The organism is Hirschia sp., from assembly GCF_058892565.1.
In genome coordinates this window covers 1-19380 of the sequence record NZ_JBZXVU010000042.1, presented here as the reverse complement: position 1 = coordinate 19380, position 19380 = coordinate 1, and the positions used below count along the sequence as shown (strand labels likewise).

General features: G+C 45.2%; 14 protein-coding genes. 6 read left to right on the top strand and 8 right to left on the bottom strand.

Going from position 1 to position 19380, the window contains the following annotated elements:
* Window positions 1-371: 371 nt before the first annotated feature.
* From AC5EF3_RS14865 to AC5EF3_RS14855, 3 genes are all read left to right on the top strand, one after another.
* Window positions 372-1259 carry a hypothetical protein gene (locus AC5EF3_RS14865; RefSeq protein WP_493548608.1) on the top strand — a complete coding sequence of 296 codons (888 nt, stop codon included), beginning with the start codon at window positions 372-374 and terminating at the stop codon, window positions 1257-1259.
* Between the two features lie 123 nt (window positions 1260-1382).
* Window positions 1383-2270, top strand: a complete 888-nt coding sequence (locus AC5EF3_RS14860; protein ID WP_493548607.1) for a dienelactone hydrolase family protein — start codon at window positions 1383-1385, stop codon at window positions 2268-2270.
* Window positions 2271-2526: 256 nt separating this feature from the next.
* Entirely contained in the window at window positions 2527-2940 is a 414-nt protein-coding gene (locus AC5EF3_RS14855; protein WP_049763215.1) for a hypothetical protein, read from the top strand.
* Between the two features lie 24 nt (window positions 2941-2964).
* Here AC5EF3_RS14855 and AC5EF3_RS14850 read toward each other — a convergent pair whose 3' ends face one another.
* Complete coding sequence (locus AC5EF3_RS14850) at window positions 2965-4032, bottom strand: lipid A deacylase LpxR family protein (protein ID WP_493548606.1); 1068 nt, start codon at window positions 4030-4032, stop codon at window positions 2965-2967.
* Window positions 4033-4147: 115 nt separating this feature from the next.
* Window positions 4148-4510, bottom strand: a complete 363-nt coding sequence (locus tag AC5EF3_RS14845) for a hypothetical protein (protein ID WP_015828272.1) — start codon at window positions 4508-4510, stop codon at window positions 4148-4150.
* Between the two features lie 754 nt (window positions 4511-5264).
* Between AC5EF3_RS14845 and AC5EF3_RS14840 the strand changes: the two genes are divergently transcribed.
* Window positions 5265-7076, top strand: a complete 1812-nt coding sequence (locus AC5EF3_RS14840) for a hypothetical protein (protein WP_493548605.1) — start codon at window positions 5265-5267, stop codon at window positions 7074-7076.
* 133 nt (window positions 7077-7209) lie between these two features.
* Here the strand turns inward: AC5EF3_RS14840 and lepA are convergent, their stop codons facing one another.
* Window positions 7210-9021, bottom strand: coding sequence for a translation elongation factor 4 (gene lepA, locus AC5EF3_RS14835; protein ID WP_493548604.1), 1812 nt, complete (start codon window positions 9019-9021; stop codon window positions 7210-7212).
* Between the two features lie 213 nt (window positions 9022-9234).
* Between lepA and AC5EF3_RS14830 the strand changes: the two genes are divergently transcribed.
* Window positions 9235-10158 carry a YybH family protein gene (locus AC5EF3_RS14830; RefSeq protein WP_493548603.1) on the top strand — a complete coding sequence of 308 codons (924 nt, stop codon included), beginning with the start codon at window positions 9235-9237 and terminating at the stop codon, window positions 10156-10158.
* A 112-nt stretch (window positions 10159-10270) separates the two neighbouring features.
* Here the strand turns inward: AC5EF3_RS14830 and AC5EF3_RS14825 are convergent, their stop codons facing one another.
* From AC5EF3_RS14825 to AC5EF3_RS14805, 5 genes are all read right to left on the bottom strand, one after another.
* The gene (locus AC5EF3_RS14825) at window positions 10271-11038 is read right to left on the bottom strand and encodes an ion transporter (RefSeq protein WP_493548602.1); all 768 of its coding nucleotides are present in this window, start codon (window positions 11036-11038) and stop codon (window positions 10271-10273) included.
* A gap of 15 nt (window positions 11039-11053) precedes the next feature.
* Window positions 11054-11593 (bottom strand): low molecular weight protein tyrosine phosphatase family protein, encoded by a 540-nt coding sequence (locus AC5EF3_RS14820; protein WP_493548601.1) that lies wholly within the window; start codon window positions 11591-11593, stop codon window positions 11054-11056.
* Between the two features lie 110 nt (window positions 11594-11703).
* The gene (locus AC5EF3_RS14815) at window positions 11704-12228 is read right to left on the bottom strand and encodes a GNAT family N-acetyltransferase (protein ID WP_015828264.1); all 525 of its coding nucleotides are present in this window, start codon (window positions 12226-12228) and stop codon (window positions 11704-11706) included.
* 42 nt (window positions 12229-12270) lie between these two features.
* Complete coding sequence (locus AC5EF3_RS14810; protein ID WP_493548600.1) at window positions 12271-17109, bottom strand: NAD-glutamate dehydrogenase; 4839 nt, start codon at window positions 17107-17109, stop codon at window positions 12271-12273.
* Between the two features lie 540 nt (window positions 17110-17649).
* Window positions 17650-18753 carry an AI-2E family transporter gene (locus AC5EF3_RS14805; protein ID WP_493548599.1) on the bottom strand — a complete coding sequence of 368 codons (1104 nt, stop codon included), beginning with the start codon at window positions 18751-18753 and terminating at the stop codon, window positions 17650-17652.
* Between the two features lie 199 nt (window positions 18754-18952).
* Between AC5EF3_RS14805 and AC5EF3_RS14800 the strand changes: the two genes are divergently transcribed.
* Window positions 18953-19380, top strand: a 428-nt coding sequence (locus tag AC5EF3_RS14800; protein ID WP_493548598.1) for a helicase HerA-like domain-containing protein, incomplete at its 3' end; no start/stop codon positions are given.

The following is a 19380-nucleotide window of genomic DNA, read 5'->3' as shown; positions in this document are numbered from 1 at the left end:
GCAGCTAAAGCGACTATAACACCAAAGCTTGCAAGCTCTTGATGCGATAGAATCCATGTCTCCGCTATGTTCCAATAGCGCAGCGCGTTAGGTACCAAGCTCTCAAACGTGATGTTCATAGGCTGTCAAAAACCGATCTTTGCAAAGATTATTCGTATCTCTCATATGCTGTTTTCATATGTTCGCGCAATGCAAAAGGACATTCTGGATGCAGGATTTGACACTTTGAAAACAATTTTACGCATTTGATTAATATTCTATCAGCTTAAGTTAATAGCGCGTTAGCAAATGAGAGGATTTTGTAGAACTTATCCTCTGCCTAAATATATGCCGCATCCTTTGGCTTTTAAGGTCAGAAGGAAAACGACATTGTGACATCATATAAACTCTCAGATGATAAAAAATTAAAACCAGTTGGCGTGATGGTGGTTCACGGGATTGGACGTCAAAGCTTGCCGCCTACTTCCCAACCAGACAAGCTCATGTACTCGCAGTCTTTATATCGTAAACTTGAGCGTATTCTGACGGGTAGGAATGTCGATTTAAAAGATGATGTTGCATGGCGGGAAGCAAATTATGCGCACATTTTTAATGGAGTTCAGGATGAGTATTATCGCCAGTTGGGCAATAGCATAAAACGCTCTCGCATTCGTCAGCTTGTCGTCGAAAACTTGGGAGACGCAGCGGCTTACAGGCCGCGTAATGCAGAGGGGGCGGGACAAAAATCCGCCTTCACAAAAGTGCAAATGGCTATTCAGTCTACGTTTGAAAAAGTAGAAAGTGAATGTGTACCAAATGCGCCAATTTTTGTGATTGCGCATTCACTTGGCGGGCAGGTGACGCTGGATTATTTCAAATCTTGCTTCAGCCAGAATGGAAAATTGGACATCCCAACCAAGCTAGAGAATGTGCAGCGTTTTATCACTTTTGGTTGCAATATACCTTTGTTCATGATCGGTCAGCCCGAGGATGAGACTATAGCGTTTGAGCCGCCAGTTAGATTTGTTGAAGACAAGGCGCAACCTTGGTGGATAAATTTCTACGACCGCGATGATGTTCTAGGATATCCACTCGCACCAACGGGGGGACATTTCGCGATAATGGCAAATCAGGGTCACCTCAAAGATATTCAAGTTGATGCGGGCAATCTCCTGACAAAATGGAACACGCTGTCGCATATGGGGTATTGGACAAACAAAACCATCATTGCTCAGATTGCGTTGGACATCCAGAATGCGCTGGAGCAAGCCGGTGAATGAAGTTGTTGGCGATAAGATCAACATTCAAATAGAGGCAGCGTCAATTTAAAGTGATCACGACCTGCTTGCTTTTCTAATTTCCAGATGCACTCTCTAGCCTAAGGTTAACAAAGGGGCATTCTTATGTGTGATGAATTTACGGAAAAAGATAACGAGAAACTCAATGGCAATGATGGGTTTAACCGGCGGACATTTACCAAACTAAGCTCTATCGCCACTTTTATGGCCTTATTGCCTGGGTGTGCAGCGTCTGATGTCTCGGAAAGCGCGATCACGGAAACGGAAGTCGAAGTGCAAATGCCCGATGGCGTTTCTGATAGTTATTTTGTCCACCCAAGCAGTGGGCAACATCCTGCTATTTTGATGTGGCCAGACATTAAAGGTCTGCGCCCGGCATTTAAAGCGATGGGAAAACGTTTGGCGATGGCGGGGTATTCCGTTCTGGTTGTGAACCCTTTTTACCGTGATGCCAAAGCGCCTGTTGTGGGGCCTGATGCGAGCTTTAGTGATCCAGATACACGAACATTCCTGCGAGGCATGGCTAGTAAGCTAACTCAAGATGCTGCCATGTCTGATGCACGTGCTTATATCTCGTTTTTAGATGACCAATCTTCTGTCGATACCTCCCGCAAGATAGGCACAGCGGGATATTGTATGGGCGGCCCATTGATTATGCGCACAGCCGCAGCCGTGCCAGACCGTGTTGGTGCAGCCGCGTCATTTCATGGCGGCGGCCTTGTGACAGACAAGGAAGACAGTCCGCATCTTCTCATTCCTAAATCTCCTGCGCATGTTCTGCATGCTGTGGCTGAAAATGATGATGCACGAGACCCAGAGGCTAAAATAGTGCTCGCCAAAGCCTATGAGGATGCAGGCATTCCTGCCGAGATTGAGGTTTATGCCGGTGCAAACCACGGTTGGTGTCCACCAGACTCCGCTGCCTATAATGAAGTTCAAGCTGAAAAAGCATGGAGCCGCATGTTGGCCCTCTATGAAAGCGCGTTGAGCTAAAACCAAGTGATTAGCAATGCAAGATGGCAATGTGGTGGGGAGGATGCTCTCCACCATTTTGAGGCTGCACGTAAGTTTGAATTTTCAACTGTAAACGCAAGAGTTGAATCAGTTAACTAAAATGCAGGGATTTTGCATTTTAATTCACCAATGGGGCGAATTTTGTCTAATCGGCACCAATGTGTCCGTTATCGTTTGAGGGCTTGTATTGTGTTGGCTCGTTGAGATTGAGCCTGCTTTTGATTGGGAATGTGACATGCATGAGTCGACCTTAAGAATTCTTGAGATTATCAAGCGTTCGCGTCATCACTTCAGTGATGTCGAACTGGCCGATTTCGTTTTAGATATCCGCAGAACAGAGAACGCAGCCTTATTGCCTTTGATGAAACCAAAGACACGCACAGTGTATTCATTTGAGGAATCTGACCCCAATTATCTGGAATTCCAACTCGTGCGCAAACAACTCATCAGTATCCACAATGAGGATTATATCTCAGATATTGTGCGTATATTGAATGTGCTAAAACTAGCCGATGATTTTGACCTGCGCCAATTCCATAAAAAATCCATTCCGGCTTTTTATGATGCCATCACGCAGATTATTTCGCCTGAAACGTTGATTGATGTTGCCCGTAAATATACCCAGCATAAATTGCGTCTTGCTGCCTAAATAGCGCATAAAATATCTTAAATGCTAGAATTTCTTGCTGAGGCTAAATGCGCCAAAGCGTTGCGGCTCTTCCTGCTCGTCAAATTCCTTGGACCGCTGCACAAGAGACAAAGCCATCTGTACATCATAAACCTGCACCACTAAGCCAGCTTGGTAATCATGCACAAAATTGCGCAGGCTTAGATCGACAAAATCCTCTCTAAATAGGCTGCCTTCAATAAAGATATTGTGGGCCACAGCGCGCGCTTCAAAGCCCGCAAATACATGCCAGCTAAAGCTATCATCAGGCACAAAATAACCCGCGCCGCCAAGGGAAGGGCGCACACGTGGTGGCCCGTAATCATTGCTTAAATCTTGTCCTGCGCGCACCGTCAGGCCCGCGCGGGCTTGCGTGTAGACATTACCAACCGATATACCGTAATTAGGCGTGAGATCGGCTCCAAAGTCGGTGTCGCCAATCTTGCCAATCCGGCGTGCTTTGCGCTCATAAGTTAGCACAATGCCTAATTCGTCTTTCAGTTGATTATCCCAGCCTTTAGCGCCTTCAATTCCAATGAGATAGTGAAATTCGTTTTGCGCGGTTTCGCCGCCGGCGCTTTTACCAATCATTCCAACTTGGATCGACATTTGGTCAATTATATTGCGTTGTGCAATCACGGCGGAATATTCCCCATATAACCATCCCGCATAGGGGTGCTCATCGGGCAGAAAATCCGTCGCTTCAATGTCTGTGGGTGTAAATATGGATTGCCCCACGGCAACACCGCGTCGCAAAACAGCATCATCATCTGCACCCAATACATTGCGCGCAACATATTTGACAACATCACTTTTTGATTGTGCACCAGAAAGCCATGCCAAACGCATTCCATTGGTATAGCTTCGGTCTGTGTTGGCGAAACTGTCATTTTCCCAAACAAATGTCAGAGTCGATGCTTCTTCGGTTGCCGCTCTTTTTTCCTTAAAAGATTTCTTGTTTAGAGGTTGTTCAGGGCCGACTTTTTCATCTGCTTTAGATGGCCCAGTTTCGGCGATAGCATAGGGGCACAAAGCAACCAAAAAGCTTGCATAAATTGAAAATTTCAAATGCATGTCTCGCTCCGCAAAAGCAGGCAATGTTTTGGTTAATTGTCCTGATTCTCAGTCTGTATATAGGCAAGCAGACCGTCTGAAAACCACATACCCTAGCAATATTTATGAGTTGGTTTTAGGCGGCTATATCAGGGCGTTCCTCCATGAAGCCCAGATCAACAAATAAAGATCCTTCCGCGCCCTTGGGTGCCGTCAATTGCAAGCTCAATGTTGTTCCGGCGGGTAGTTCTTCTTGAATAGCTAGTGGGAAGTGCATGGAGTTTTTCATTCCCAGAGGGAATAAACGCATCACTTCGCCATCGCGCAGTAAAGTAATGTTGATTAAATCATCACTCGTTTGCCCAATCCGGCAATAGACAAGCTTGGCTGTCATGGCATTGGGAACCGTGTAACTGGCCTTGTATAAATCCACCGCTTTATCCAGACCTTCACCTTTGAAATTATAGTTTCCTTGTAAGAATGCTGGTTTCGAAATCATGACATCTCTCCTTGCGGTTGGGTAAAGATAGGAGACACCAATGATGATTTACTGTCTAGTCTTGCGGGAAATATCCGGCATGGATATCTCAAAACTAATCCCACACGAGCAGAATGCCGCAATACTAGGCATATTCAATCCTTGAGGGCGGCTCGCGACCGGACGTGTTGGGATTGGAATGATGGGCTCATCAAACCAGATCGCGCAATCGGTGCGGGGGCAAGGTGATGGGGCTGGGGAGATACCAGTTAGAAAGTGTTTCATTTTCTGATGCGGAGTATTGGGGGCATTGCCCGTCCTCCCTTAGTGGTTATGAAAAAGGCCAAAACCATCATACGAGGCACGCTTATTTGCGGCCTACTTACCGCTGGCACCCCGTGTTTTGATCGGGACCAGCTATTACTGCCAAGAATAAGCGTGCCTCGTGCCCTTACTATTCTTGCTTTTCATACTCTCGCATCGATCCCGATGGCGGAGGTTTTTGCGTACCGCCTACCACAAAACACTGTCATCCCAGCGCAGGCTGGGACCCACCCATAAACCAAGACTGGCGTTCCATATAGGTCATAGAAATTCCAACATGAATCCTAAATCTCTACGCTGCTCATGTCGAGAAGTAGACCCTAGTCGAAATTTATCTTCGAGAAGGCGAGGGCTAGGGTGATAGTTTGGGAGATATTAGTGTATTCTCTCTACCCAAATGTGAGAAGATACTTAAACTAAAGATATTGGACATGCAGTTGGGGCGACCAGTATGACGCAGCAAAAATCGAATGAACAGCTTGAGAAAGAATGGTGGGAAGCATGGTGGGAGGAGGATTATTCATGGGATGCTCTGAAGAGTAAAATAATTCCCGGCACCTGGGTAAGTACACTCGAAGACAGTAGAGTATTTGAGAGATTAGATATCAGTCCAGATACTGCAACTGAATTAGGGTATCGAGAAGCTAACCTTCAAGATGTTTGGCGAGATCAGGAAAACAAATTATTTCAAGGTACGAATGGTCGTAACTATACTCGGTTTCATTTGCCCTTGCGGTCACGGGATAACGTTCCTGAGAAGGAAAAGTGGGGTGAAAAAGAGATTGCAGACATGAATTCAGATTTACAGAGAAAAATTTCTGAAGTGAATGAATCATATGCTGAGACATCCAGAGACCCTATCTTTTTTTCGCTTCAAGGGGTTGTGTTGAAAAGATTTCAAATCGAAGAAATCTTAGGAGACGTAAATGTAGCGCAATTAGAGTTGTATACCGACTTCAAGCAAGCCTATTTTGGTGGTCTAGTAGATTTTAGAAGGGTTAAATTTAACTCCGTTTCATTTGAAGGTGCTTTTTTCTCTGAACTTACTCTTTTTGGTAGGGCTCATTTTCATAGGCATGGCAAAGAAAACGCCTCAGGTTCAAAGGTAAGTGTAAATTTTTCTAATACGGTTTTTCTTAGTGAAGCGAATTTTTCAGAAGTGTCTTTCTGGTCCAACGTGTCTTTTAGCAATGCACATTTTGAAATGAATGCTAATTTTTTAGCAGTCACAGCATTTGAAAATGTAGATTTTTCAAAGATTTATTGCCGTGGTGATTTTCGTTTACGTTCAAACTACGAGCAGGAGGCGGGTGGAGAAATTAAAATTGGAAAAAATATAGATTTTCATAGAGCCATTTTTATGGGCATTAGTGATTTTGAAAAAACTATATTTGAGGGGGAAGTAAATTTTGATGATACATTGTTTGCTGGGAGTGCTTTTTTCAATGACATACATTTCGTAGCGAAATTTAGTTTTACTAGGGCAAGATTCCAAGGCGTTGCGGATTTTTCTAGACTTGATTTCGGTGAGAAAGAAGAGAATTGGCGATGGGGATTTAATAAAGCTGTTTTTAAAGAAAAATTGAGCTTGATAGGAGTTAATATTAAGTACATTACTGCGTTTGGGATGGCAGTTTTAGAGGGGGGAGTATGGCTGAACCCAGCGAATACTCTTTTAACTAAATTAGAGAAAAATCAATGCATTGAAGATGCTAAAAATTCTAACAACGCTGAGGATTCACTCTTTGCTTTATCATATGCTTCAAGTGCTTTGAAGTACGCTTGTGAAAAAGATGGGGCGATATTACATGCATATGATTTTTACCGATTGGAGTTGGAAACTAGAAGAAAAATGCCCAACATTTCAGTGTATGAAAAGGCCGCGCTTTTTTTATATAAACATCTTTCAGATTTTGGTCTCTCCATAGTTAAACCACTATTGTATATTTTAGTTGTGGCCGTTTTTTTCGCGATGGTTCTGTTTTATTTTCTTGCTGTCTTACGTTCATGTGAAGGTGAATATTTGAATTGCATGACTTGGGGGGGGCTAAATAGTGAAATGTTGTTGCAATCGTTTTCTTTTAGTTTGTCTAATATGTTTCCAACAGGTGGTTTTAGAGCCTTGAGAGAGTATTTTTTAAAGGGCGACGCTCATGGGTTCCAACTTTTGTTTGCTCTTTTTAGCGCTATACAGATACTAATATCTTTGTTGTTGTTCTTTCTATCCGGCCTCGCAATCCGTCGACGGTTTCAGATCAGCTAGAATGTGTCACACCCGATGAGCTTGCTCATCGGGGTATCCAGCAAAAGGCCTTGAGGTTTTTAGCATTGTGACATTGGGAGATGGATCCCCAGACGGCGTGGCCGTCGGGGATGACACTGCAATGGAGAGGCTTCTAACCGTCCCCATCCATTTTAAGGGCAGCCACAAAGGCTTCTTGTGGGATTTCTACTTTACCAAATTGGCGCATGCGTTTCTTACCGGCTTTTTGTTTGTCCAGCAGTTTACGCTTACGGGAGGCATCACCCCCATAACATTTGGCCGTCACATCCTTACGCATGGCAGCGATGGTTTCACGGGCAATCACCTTGCCCCCAATAGCGGCCTGAATAGGGATTTTAAACTGGTGACGCGGAATAAGATCTTTCAAACGTTCACACATAGCCCGGCCACGCCCTTCGGCGCGCGAGCGGTGCACAAGCATAGACAGCGCATCCACAGGTTCTTCATTGACGAGGATGCTCATCTTCACAAGATCCTCGGCGCGGTGTTCTTTGACCTGATAGTCAAACGATGCGTACCCTTTAGAGATAGACTTCAAACGGTCATAGAAATCAAACACCACTTCATTCAGTGGTAATTCATATTTCACCATGGCGCGTGTGCCGACATATGAAAGATCAGTCTGGAGGCCACGGCGCTCCTGACAAAGCTTTAGAATGCCGCCCAGATATTCATCTGGCGTCATGATGGTCGATTCAATCCAAGGCTCGCGGATTTCCATAATCTGCATCACATCGGGCATGTCGGCAGGATTGTGCAGCTCAATCATTGAGCCGTCGCGCATTTCCATTTCATAGACCACAGATGGCGCTGTCGCGATCAGGTCAAGGTCAAATTCACGGCTCAGGCGTTCCTGAATAATCTCAAGGTGGAGAAGCCCAAGGAAACCACAACGGAAACCAAAGCCTAGCGCAGCAGAGCTTTCCATTTCCCATGAGAAACTTGCATCATTGAGGCGCAATTTTCCCATCGCATTACGAAGGTCGTCAAAGTCTGCCGCATCCACAGGGAAAAGGCCGCAAAACACAACAGGTTGAACTTCTTTAAAGCCGGGCAGTGCGCCTTCACATGGCCTTTTAACGTCAGTGATCGTGTCACCCACAGCACAGTCGGCAACTTCTTTAATGCTGGCAGTTAAGAACCCAACTTCGCCCGGATAAAGGGCATCGGCATCTTGCAAACGGCCCGGACGGAAATAACCAACACGGTCCAATTCATAGCTTGCGCCAGTTTTCAGCATTTTGACACGCTGCTTTTTCTTCATCACCCCGTCCATGATGCGCACAATCACAACCACACCCATATACGGGTCGTAATAGGCATCCACGAGGGAGGCTTTTAGCGGCGCGTCTTCATCGCCATCTTTAGGCGGCGGTAAACGTTTGATAATCGCCTCAAGCACATCGGGCACACCAAGACCTGTTTTGGCAGACATCTCAACAGCATCTGAGGCATCAATCCCGATCACATCCTCAATCTGTTCTTTGACGCGCTCAGGTTCAGCAGCTGGAAGGTCGATCTTGTTAAGAACGGGAACAATCTCGTGATTTGCGTCAATGGCCTGATACACATTGGCCAATGTTTGCGCTTCCACACCTTGGGACGCATCTACAACAAGAAGGGAGCCTTCACACGCATTTAGACAACGTGACACTTCATAAGTGAAGTCGACATGTCCAGGGGTGTCCATAAGGTTGAGAATGTATGTTTCACCATCCTCAGCCGTATAATCCAAACGCACTGTTTGGGCTTTAATCGTGATCCCGCGTTCGCGCTCAATATCCATTGAGTCGAGGACTTGGGCAGTCATTTCGCGTTCGGTCAAACCGCCGGTAACCTGAATTAAACGGTCGGCGAGTGTGGACTTACCATGGTCGATGTGCGCGACGATGGAGAAGTTGCGGATTTTATCACGTGATATCATCGGCTGGATCTAGCATTGCTCGTTATAAAGGGAAAGAGGAAATACATTTGATTTATCCCTCCTGTGAAGGAATAGGATAAACTAGTTATAGAGCTTAGACAAAGATAAGAATAGTTTGGTTGATACGTGCAGAGGCGATTTGAACAGAATATTGCCACACTTTTTCTTCAAACTTTTAATCATCACATAAAATCACAGATTGGGAGGCTGTAAGTGAAGCATTTTTTTCTACGACAATTATTTTTGACAACGTTAGCAGCATGGGGATGTACATCTGCGAGTGCCGACATGATTGATGAGGTTCGGGCGGCTCATAACAAGGCATTTACTGCAGGGATGCTGGAAGAGAAATTGGAAATCGTGGTCAGCAGTTTTGCCGAAAATGGACGTGTCATGCCAGAATATCAGGAAACTGGTTTAGGCATGGAGCAGATCTCTCAATATTATGAAGCTTTTTTTGAACGATTTGATACCAAGAAATTTATCAAGACGACCGATGAAGTTTTAAACCTTGGTCATCTGATCGTTGAAATCGGTTCATTTCAAACCGATTTGATCGTCACTGAAACATCCGAAGAAAAATCTTTGACCGGCACATATTTTGATGTGTGGGAAACACAAGAGGATGGTTCGACAAAGCTGTTTTCTTCCGCATGGAATTATGATGCGGCATTTGATGGTATCAGATCATTAATGCACTTTTCAGACATAGAAAGCACACCTGCACAACGGATTCCCGGCATAACTGTGTCCGATGAATTAAGCTATGAAGTATCGGCGCTGAGCGAATTCAATGATGTTCTGATGAAGCGTCAGCAACCCGAAACATTGATGTGGATTTATGCTGAAGATGCGGCTTATGCGCCACATGATGCACCTATTGTGAAGGGGCGTGATGCTATTGCAGCTTTTTTGAAAAATTACACGTCATATTGGGTGCCATTTGATTTTGTCGATGTCTCAGTTGATCGGTTAGACAAAACACAATGGGGTGCCATCTCTTATACAAGCTATAATTTGCGTTGGATTGGGGGCGATCAAACTGGCGTCGCAACTGGTAAAGGTATTCGTATCTGGAAGCGTTCAAAAGATGGGCAATTGCAGAGCTATAGGCAGATCGCGATGCATGATTTTTAGTTTGCGTCCAGTTGACGGAGAGTGCCTTTGTTACGGATTTTCTGTAAAGCGGAGGCATTCTCAACCTGAAATTCTGTAACATTCAAGTGCTTCAAATATTTCAGGGTATATATTAGCCCTTATTGCGTTTTTTCTGTTGCGCGCGTTCATCAACTTCATCCGACACCGCAGATGCAAAAATACCAGCTGGTAAGGCCACGACGCCAATGCCTGCCAGTGCGATAATGCCAGCAAATATTTTGCCAGCAACGGTGATAGGGTAGGAGTCCCCATAGCCGACAGTTGTTAGTGTTGCGACGGCCCACCATGTTGCGCGCGGGATTGATCCAAATGCTTCGGGCTGTATGTCGCCTTCGATAAAGTAAATGACGATAGCGGACACATAAATTAGCGCGAGTGCAACAATGAGAGCCACAGCAAGCTGTGCACCAGACCTTTTAAGCGCAGACCAAAGCATACCAAAAGCAGGGACGAAACGTGCTAGTTTGAGTAGCCTAAATAAACGCAGCGCTTTAAGGGCTGCGATAGCGCGCGCATCACCTGCTGTGATAATCAGTGCGATAAGTTCAGGCAGGAAGGCCAATAAATCCGTTAGCGCGAATGGGGTCAGCATATAGGACAGACGTCCTTTGATGCCTTTAAAATTTTGGTTTTCGCCAGCAACCCACACTCGCGCAATATATTCTAGCGCAAAGATAGCAAGCACAAGGATGTTGAAAACAGCCAATTGGTTTCGAAATTCAACTGAAAAGGTTTTTTCTGTCTCCAATGAAAAGGTCAGGAAACTAACGAGAACAAGTGCAATCAAAAATAGGTTGAGAGGCGATATTCCCTTATCGCGTACCGATGGTTCAAGATGTCTATAGAGGCTCGCACGCATGCTCATTTTCAACCTTTATAGTTTCAATTCATTCAGGATAGCTGCCGTTTTGGTTTCAAGCAATTGTATCAAGTCTGGGTTCATGAATTGATATTCGTCAGGAATATTTAGTGTGTGAACTTGCTTATAGCGTGTTTCATCACGAAAGTCTGCTTTGATCCTGGAGAGGTGCTTTTGTTCCATGACAAGGATCAGATCGGCCCAACGTATATCTTTGATATTGATTGGATGTTTAGCATTTCGGCTCGTGCCGGCAGAGCGTGTTGAAATCCCCTCAACATTGCGAAAAATTGCTTCTCCTGTTGGGCTGCGCCATTGGTTTTTCGAGCAAACGAAAAGGATTTTGACGGGCGCAGAATCTTTCATGAGGGAGGTCCATTCCTTATTAGGCCAGATTTTGCCGATTTGGCGTGCGCGATGAAGTTTGGTGGCACGTATATGTAAATGCTTCCACTTTTTAGGGGGCCAGTTAAATGTATTATTTGATTGTTTGTTCGATTTGAGGTGTCGACGCGCATTGGCTCGTCGCCAGTCTCTGGTGCGATTGTGTGGCATTGCAATGTCCTATGTTGATCAACGGATCAGCAGCCGCGGCAACATAGATTGCATTTATATTATCTATTTGGAGGAGATGAAGCAAGTTCCACTTCAGTGTGAAAGATGAGTTATAATTTTTTACGCATGATAACTTCATTATCCAGAGTATTGCCGACTGGAAATTTGTAATTACCTATTTTTTCAAAATTGCGTGTCTCATACACGGAAATGGCGCGTTGGTTGTTTTCCCAAACGCCAAGATAGATTGATTTGGCACCGCGTTGCCGTGCTTGTTCAATCGCCCATGTTAGCAATATCCGCCCAACACCGACGCCTTGTCCTTCTTGACGAACATAGAGGCGGTGAAGTTCCAATGATGTTTCTGGGTCGTGCTCTATAGGCAGCTTTACTGGGCCTAATTTTGCATAAGCTATTGTTTTTGTGCGCATCGCGGCAATGCGTATTTCAATCTCGGGATCTTGAATTTCTTTGAGCTGTTTTTCTACGGTGAAATTTTCATCTAAAAAGCTTTGAAGGTCCTCATGCTTATACAGCATACCAAAAGTTTCTGAAAAGGTCTCACGACCAATCGTGGTGAGACGCCCAGCATCATCGTTCAGGGCGTCTCTAAAACTTAGGGAAACTGCACGCAAATCTTCTGTCCTTTAAATCGAAATACTTGTTTCGATAAGGTCTTACACTCTATCAACAGAATTTTGAACAAATTCTCGCAAAGCATCACCAACTAAAACCAATTTGGCTAAAGTCCAGCTATCTGAGGCGTCAAATTGATCAATTGGCCCTGTGACGCGGTTTACTTCAACCTTCAGAGGAGCCAGCCACATTTCTACAGCTTCTTTTGCGGTATCGAAACTAAGTGTTTCAGGTTTGTGCCCGTCCTTTTGGGCGTGCATGATAACCAGTTCAGAAAGTGCAGATTGTTGGGCGGGAAGTGCATCCCCCACACGTTGAAGAGCAAGCCGTTCCCAGTGACCATCTAACTGAATGTCCCTTACGGCAGCACGCATTTTGTCTAAGCCGATAACTTCGTCCAATGCGTGTTGAATGCGGGCTGTTGGTATGATGTCCCAGCCTGTTTTCCTCGACACATCCACAGCTTCTCTGGCTGTTGCAAGAATGCGTATACTGGCTGCATCCATAGCAATGTCTTCTGGAGCGCCTGCAGCAATGAAACCATCCGCGCGATTGCGGATGCGTTCTTGCACAAATTGGCTAAGGCATGAGTTTAGTGATGCTTGAAGCGTGACAACACCTTTTGTGTAGTTTGTCACCAGATCGGCTAATTCATCGCCGCGAAGAATAGGTTGCACCAAGCCAGCGGTAAGCTGACGCAAAGTCCCTATAATTTCGCGACGCATAAGTGTTTGCGCTTCTGCGGGTGCCTTGTTGTCCAAGGCATCAATACGATCGCATAGATCATCAAGACCAAATATAGCCCGTGCAGCCTCTGAAGCACGTACGAGTGTGCCGATGTTGACCGAAGAAGCATCGCGCATTTCATAAGGATAAACAGGCCCAGTCATATTGACGAGACGATTGGCTAATCGTGTGGCAATGATTTCCCGTTTCAGGCGATGGTTTGCGCGGGGTATATCATATTTATTCAGCGCAGCAGGGAAATAGGTTTTGAGATATTCCTGAAACGCTGGATCATCGGGCGCATCACTGTCCACAATGGCGGCAAAAAGATCATTCTTCGCATAGGCTAATAGAACAGACATTTCAGGGCGCGTTAGCCCTAATCCTTGTTCCTTCAAAGCAGCAATTGCATCAGTATCTGGGAGGAATTCCACAGCGCGGTTTAATTTATCTTCTGCTTCCAGAGTCGACATAAATTGTGCATGTGCATCCAGATCCGCAACGGCGCTGCTTTCCATAATCGTTAAAGCACCTGTTTGATCATAGTTGTTGACCAATACATGTTCAGCCACATCATCTGTCATGGATGCAAGAAGTGCGTCGCGGTTTTCTACTTTCAACTCACCCGCATTAATGGCTTCGGTGAGAAGAATTTTGATATTTACCTCATGGTCAGAACTGTCTACGCCGGCTGAGTTATCAATAGCATCCGTGTTGATGCGTCCGCCATTGCGGGCAAATTCGATCCGGCCCTTTTGGGTGACGCCGAGATTTGCGCCTTCACCAATGACTTTTACATTGAGTTCTTTTCCATTGAGCCGCAGATGGTCGTTTGCTTTGTCGCCAGCTTGGGAATGGACTTCATCTTCGGATTTGACATAAGTACCAATGCCGCCAAACCAGAGTAATTCTGCTTGCATCCGTAAGATTGCGCGGATCAATGTCCCAGGCGTAACTGATTTTTCAGTTAGACCGGTCATTTCCATAATTTCGGGTGTGAGTTCGACCGATTTATCAGCGCGTGCAAAGATCTTTCCGCCTTTGGAAAGAAGATCACTATTGTAATCTGTCCATGATGAACGTCCCATTTCAAACAGGCGTTTGCGTTCTGCATAACTCGTTGCAGGGTCTGGGGAGGGGTCTACGAAAATATGTAGATGGTTGAAGGCTGCAAGCAATTTTGTTTGCTTTGACAGGAGCATTCCATTTCCAAACACGTCACCAGACATGTCACCAATACCAATGACTGTGAAAGGCTCGTTTTGGATGTCTTTGTTCATCTCACGGAAATGGCGTTTTACTGCCTCCCATGCACCGCGTGCGGTGATCCCCATTTTTTTGTGGTCATATCCGACAGACCCACCGGATGCGAAGGCATCATCAAGCCAGAATTCATGATCTTGTGAAAGACCGTTTGCAATGTCGGAGAAAGTGGCTGTGCCTTTATCGGCTGCGACAACAAGATAGGGGTCATCTCCATCCCAAGCGAATACATTTTGTGGGCGTACAGCAACGCCATCTTTGATGTTGTCGGTTAGTTGGAGGAGGGCTGAGATGAAAATCTTATAGGCGTCTATTCCGCCATTGATAAAGTCTTCGCGAGTGCCTGTTGTCGGTAATTGTTTCGGGAAGAAGCCACCTTTAGATCCAACCGGCACAATAACAGCATTCTTCACTTGCTGAGCTTTAACCAGCCCTAATACCTCTGTGCGGAAATCATCTCGGCGGTCGGACCAGCGAAGTCCACCGCGTGCGACTGGGCCAAAGCGCAAGTGGACACCTTCAACGACAGGAGACCACACAAAAATTTCTCTAAATGGTTTAGGCGCAGGTAGATCTTCTAGCTCCTGACTGGCGATTTTAATGGAGATATGCGGGTAGTGCACACCGTCATTTGTGAGCTGATAGAAATTCGTGCGCTGAATGGCATTTATCAAATGCATGGTCCGGCGTAAAACACGATCATCATCTAATGAAGACACGTGTTCTAATGCTTTGACTATGGCTTCGCTGGTGTGATCACCGGCGATTTTTCTATCTTTGAGTTCAGCCGCATTTTCCGGACCAGTTGATGGATCAAAGCGTTGATCAAAAAGGTTGACGAGTTCTGACGCAATTTCAGGATGGTTCACAAGTGCATTGATTTGCACCTCTTGCGATGCGTCCATTCCTGTTTGTTGACGATATCTGCAAAGAGTACGGATAAGTGCGGCTTGGCGCCAAGAAATGTCAAGGTGAAGGACAAGTTGATTGAAGCGGTCATCTTCTGTGTGTCCATTCCAGACGGCAACAAATGCATCTTCGAATTTGTGATCAAGAATTGTGTCTGGATTTGAAAATTGAAGCTCTAGGTCATGTATCCAAACTGTAGTGCGGCTGTCTTGGTCAGCATTAGATACTATCGGAAATCCGGTTTCGGATAGGACACGTAAACCCATGTTTTCTAATACAGGCACCATGTCTGATAGTTCTAAAACATCATTTTTTCTGTATATTTTACAGCGAGTTGTGCCTATTTTAGAGCTTGGGTAAGCTCGAACCAAAACTTCTTCATCATCTTTCATGTTGTTGATGAGAGATAAATCTTTAATGGCTTCTTCTGGCGCAAAAGCTTCTTTGTAAGCTGCGTTGAAATGGTGTCCAAGAAGGTGAGGCGTTGGTGTTTCTAGCAAACGGTCGGCGCGGGCCAATCCATCTTCCCACGATTCAGCCATCTGGCGTAGTTTTATGTCGAGGGCGTCAATATCGGGTTCTGCGTGTCCGGGGCTTAAACCAATGATAAAGTGCACACGTGCAAGCGGTCCGTCATTAAAGCTAGGGTAGAAAGCAGACTCGCGACCTTCATAAGCTTCTGCTATTGCAGTGTGGGCTTGGCGCCGAAGTTCTGGTGAATAATTGTCGCGTGGCGTGAAAAGTAGTGCGGATACAAAACGATCAAACTGATCTTTACGAATGAAGAGGCGTGTGCGGGGACGCTGATACAGACTCAGAATACTATATGAGAAACGCGCAAGATCATCTTCCGAGATTTGGAACAATTCATCTCGGGGGTAGGTTTCTAAAACATTGTTGAGTGCATTTGTAGAATAGCTAGAACTTCCCACATCCAGAATTTCTTTTACACGTTGGATTTTGCGACGGATGAGCGGAACATCCTTAGCCATTCGGGTGTAGGCCGCCGCCGTGAACAATCCTAGAAAGCGGATTTCTCCAATAACATTCCCGTTTTTGTCTAATTGTTTTACACCGACATAATCAGCATATACGCGGCGGTGCACGCGAGAACGCACATTCGATTTTGTGACGATAATTGGCGAGGGTTCATTTAGGAAAGATCGGATGCGTGGTGTCAGGACGGCAGGTTCTGTTCCGTGGGAAAGAACATGGCGGTTCACATCCTGAAGTATGCCCATACCTTTGCCGACAATTTTCGGTTCGAGTACTGTTGTTTCGCCTGTTTCTGAAGAGGCATTGTTGGAGTAGCTATAAGTGCGTGCTCCAAGGAAGAAAAAGTGATCCTGTTCTAACCAAGTTAGGAAATTGGCGTATTCTTCGAGTTCTTCCGAACTTCTGCCTTCAATGACGGGCATTTTTAAAATTGAAGCCGCGGCGTCACGCATGGCTTTCTTCATTGCATCATGATCTAGCGTGGCAAGAGACACATCATTGAAAGTGAGCTTTAAGAGTTTTTCTATCTCAGCGGCGCGCAAGTTAGATAGGGGCGGTGTGTGTATCTGAATTAGAGATGATCCGTCGACAACGGGATGCACGATGGCTGTGATTTCAACACCGGCTTCAACCAGAGCGGCAACGGCACTATCAACGAGGAATGGAATATCAGGTCCGACAATTTCAAAGACATGGCGTTGCATGTCTTTTTCATCAGCCCCAAGGCAAGGTCGGGAACGAATTGTGCGTTGATCTGTATCTAGGCTGAGTGAAAAATTCCAAAGCTCTATCGCATTTATCGCAGCATCATCAGCCGAGAATGGTGCAAATTCATCCATCGACGCGCTATTACAGAACTGTTTTAGAAATTCATTTCTAGCTTCGAGTTTTTTTGCGCTTTGCTTCGTCTTTGTTTTTATTGCTGCTGAATTTAGAATTTCCTCTGCAGCAAATGCTAAACTGGAATTCGTCGCCTGAAATGCCATAGTTTCGTCCCATGATGTACGATTTTTACAATCGCTTTATTATCTTAAGTTGGTTAATCTAACTTAAGGTTCCAAGTCTTGTTCCCTAAAAAATGCTCTATTAGAAGCGCATTTTGTATCTTCAAGGACTTATCATTGTAGAAGCGTTAAAGATGCAAGAAAATCACTGAAATGATGAAGTGAATGAAAATAAATCGACAAATTAATGGGGGAGGGCAAATGGTTTGAGATGTTTCCTCAAAGGGATTAGGCGCAAATCTACTTTCCGCTGGTTTGTCGCGGTTGAGCGGGGACGCACTCAACCGCTTTTAACCGATTAATTTGCGCACTGGGTGGGGGACGCTTGCAAATTAACCTCGATCCGATCACCGCAGAAGCGATGATGTGATGTGAATATTGTGGGGTAATTTGTTCGTTTTTTCAACTCTAAATAACATTAAATCAATCAAAAGCAGCGTTTGATTGTTTATTCCCACGTGCAAATTTTAACCTAGAATGTTATTTTATTTCAATAATTTCGAAAGTAGTGAGACTGAAATTTTATGCAGAAGACGCGTTTTCGCTGTCGTCTTTTGCTGCAATTGGTTTGTTTTTAACGGGATGACCATCAGCTGATAATAGAATTGCCAACCAATGTGCGCCTGGTATTTGAGCAAACAAAATCATCATTAAAACTGTCAGCGGCGCGGAAAGAAACATTCCTGGGATACCCCACAGCGCACCCCATATGGCAAGCGAAACAAGTACGACCAAAGCTGAGAGGTTGAGAGATTCTCCCATCATGCGAGGCTGCACGAAATTTCCTATTGCAAACTGCCATATGCTCACACTGGCCAAAACAATAAGCGCGTTCAATGTGGCGTCGGTTGGCATATAGGCTGGCCATTCAGGTTGGGCGAGCGCAAATAATCCAGGAAGGAAAGCTGCAACAATAGATCCTATTGTTGGAATATAGTTTAGAAAAAAGACTATGAATGCCCAAAAGAGTGCATTGTCTAAACCCAATATGAGCAGGGTAACGTATGTGATAACAGTGATAATGCCGGAGATGACAGTTTGTACCCAAAGGTATTCTTCCATCGACTTGCGAACTTGATGGCCGACTTCTCTAGCTTGGGATCTTGTCTTGGTATCTGGAAAGATATTGTCTAATTTTGTTGGCCAGTTTTTCTCTGCAAGAAAGAGAAACGCAATATAGATCATGATGAGGACAAAAGACGAGGCAAGACCTTGAACCGAATCTAGAATGGGCTGCACGAATTTGGTGTTTTCTTCGTTGAATAACATACGAGATAAATCAGGTGGCGCGACGGTGAAGATGTTGAAACGGGCATAAATCTCGGTCAGGATTTCATTGATGCGCGCTTCATATGCGCCAGCATTTTTCGCAAAATCATTTAACCCATCTATGAATATTAAAGTCACGGTTAGGGCGATGCCTAGCACGATGAGCACAGCGCTTGTTTGAGCAAGCCATCTAGGAAGTTTAGGAATGCGCTCCTGCATCAGGCGAGCAAAACCTTCAATGACCAGCCAGAGGAAAACGGCTAAGGCGAACGGCGCAAAAATATCTGCGCCGACATATAACCCATATGTGATAACGCCCGAAGCGATGACCCATATCCCAGCCGGTAAATAGCCCATTGTAAAACCTTTCCTCAACAAAGTGCTTTGTATTTTTACAATCCCTAAACTCACCTTGGGGTCAATTGTTCCTAAACGATTATTCGTGTTGCAGTCTGCCTCTAGCTGTATTTATGTGGCCTGACGTGATTGTCGCTTAAGCTTTGGGGTCATATTGTCTGAGCGAAACGAATCAAATTTACGAGCTAGGATTATGCTTATGAGCGAGAATACAATTTTCCTTGGTGGCGGTGGACCAGAAAACAAACTGTCTCAAGAATTGATACTTTCTCGTGCAAATCGGCACGGTCTGGTCGCCGGAGCGACAGGGACAGGTAAAACGGTCACGCTTCAGATCATGGCAGAAGGGTTTTCTGCAGCAGGTGTTCCTGTTTTCTGTGCTGATGTGAAGGGCGATCTTTCGGGGCTTTCTCAAGCAGGTGATCCAGCACATAAACTACATGATAAATTGGTTGCGCGCTCTGCTAAAATTGGATTTGACGATTTTGGATATGGCGTCACGCCAAGCATATTTTGGGACCTTTATGGAAAAAAAGGCCATCCAATCCGTACAACTGTGACTGAGATGGGGCCAGAACTGCTTGCTCGGCTCATGGACCTCAACGAAACACAAGAAGGTGTGCTGAT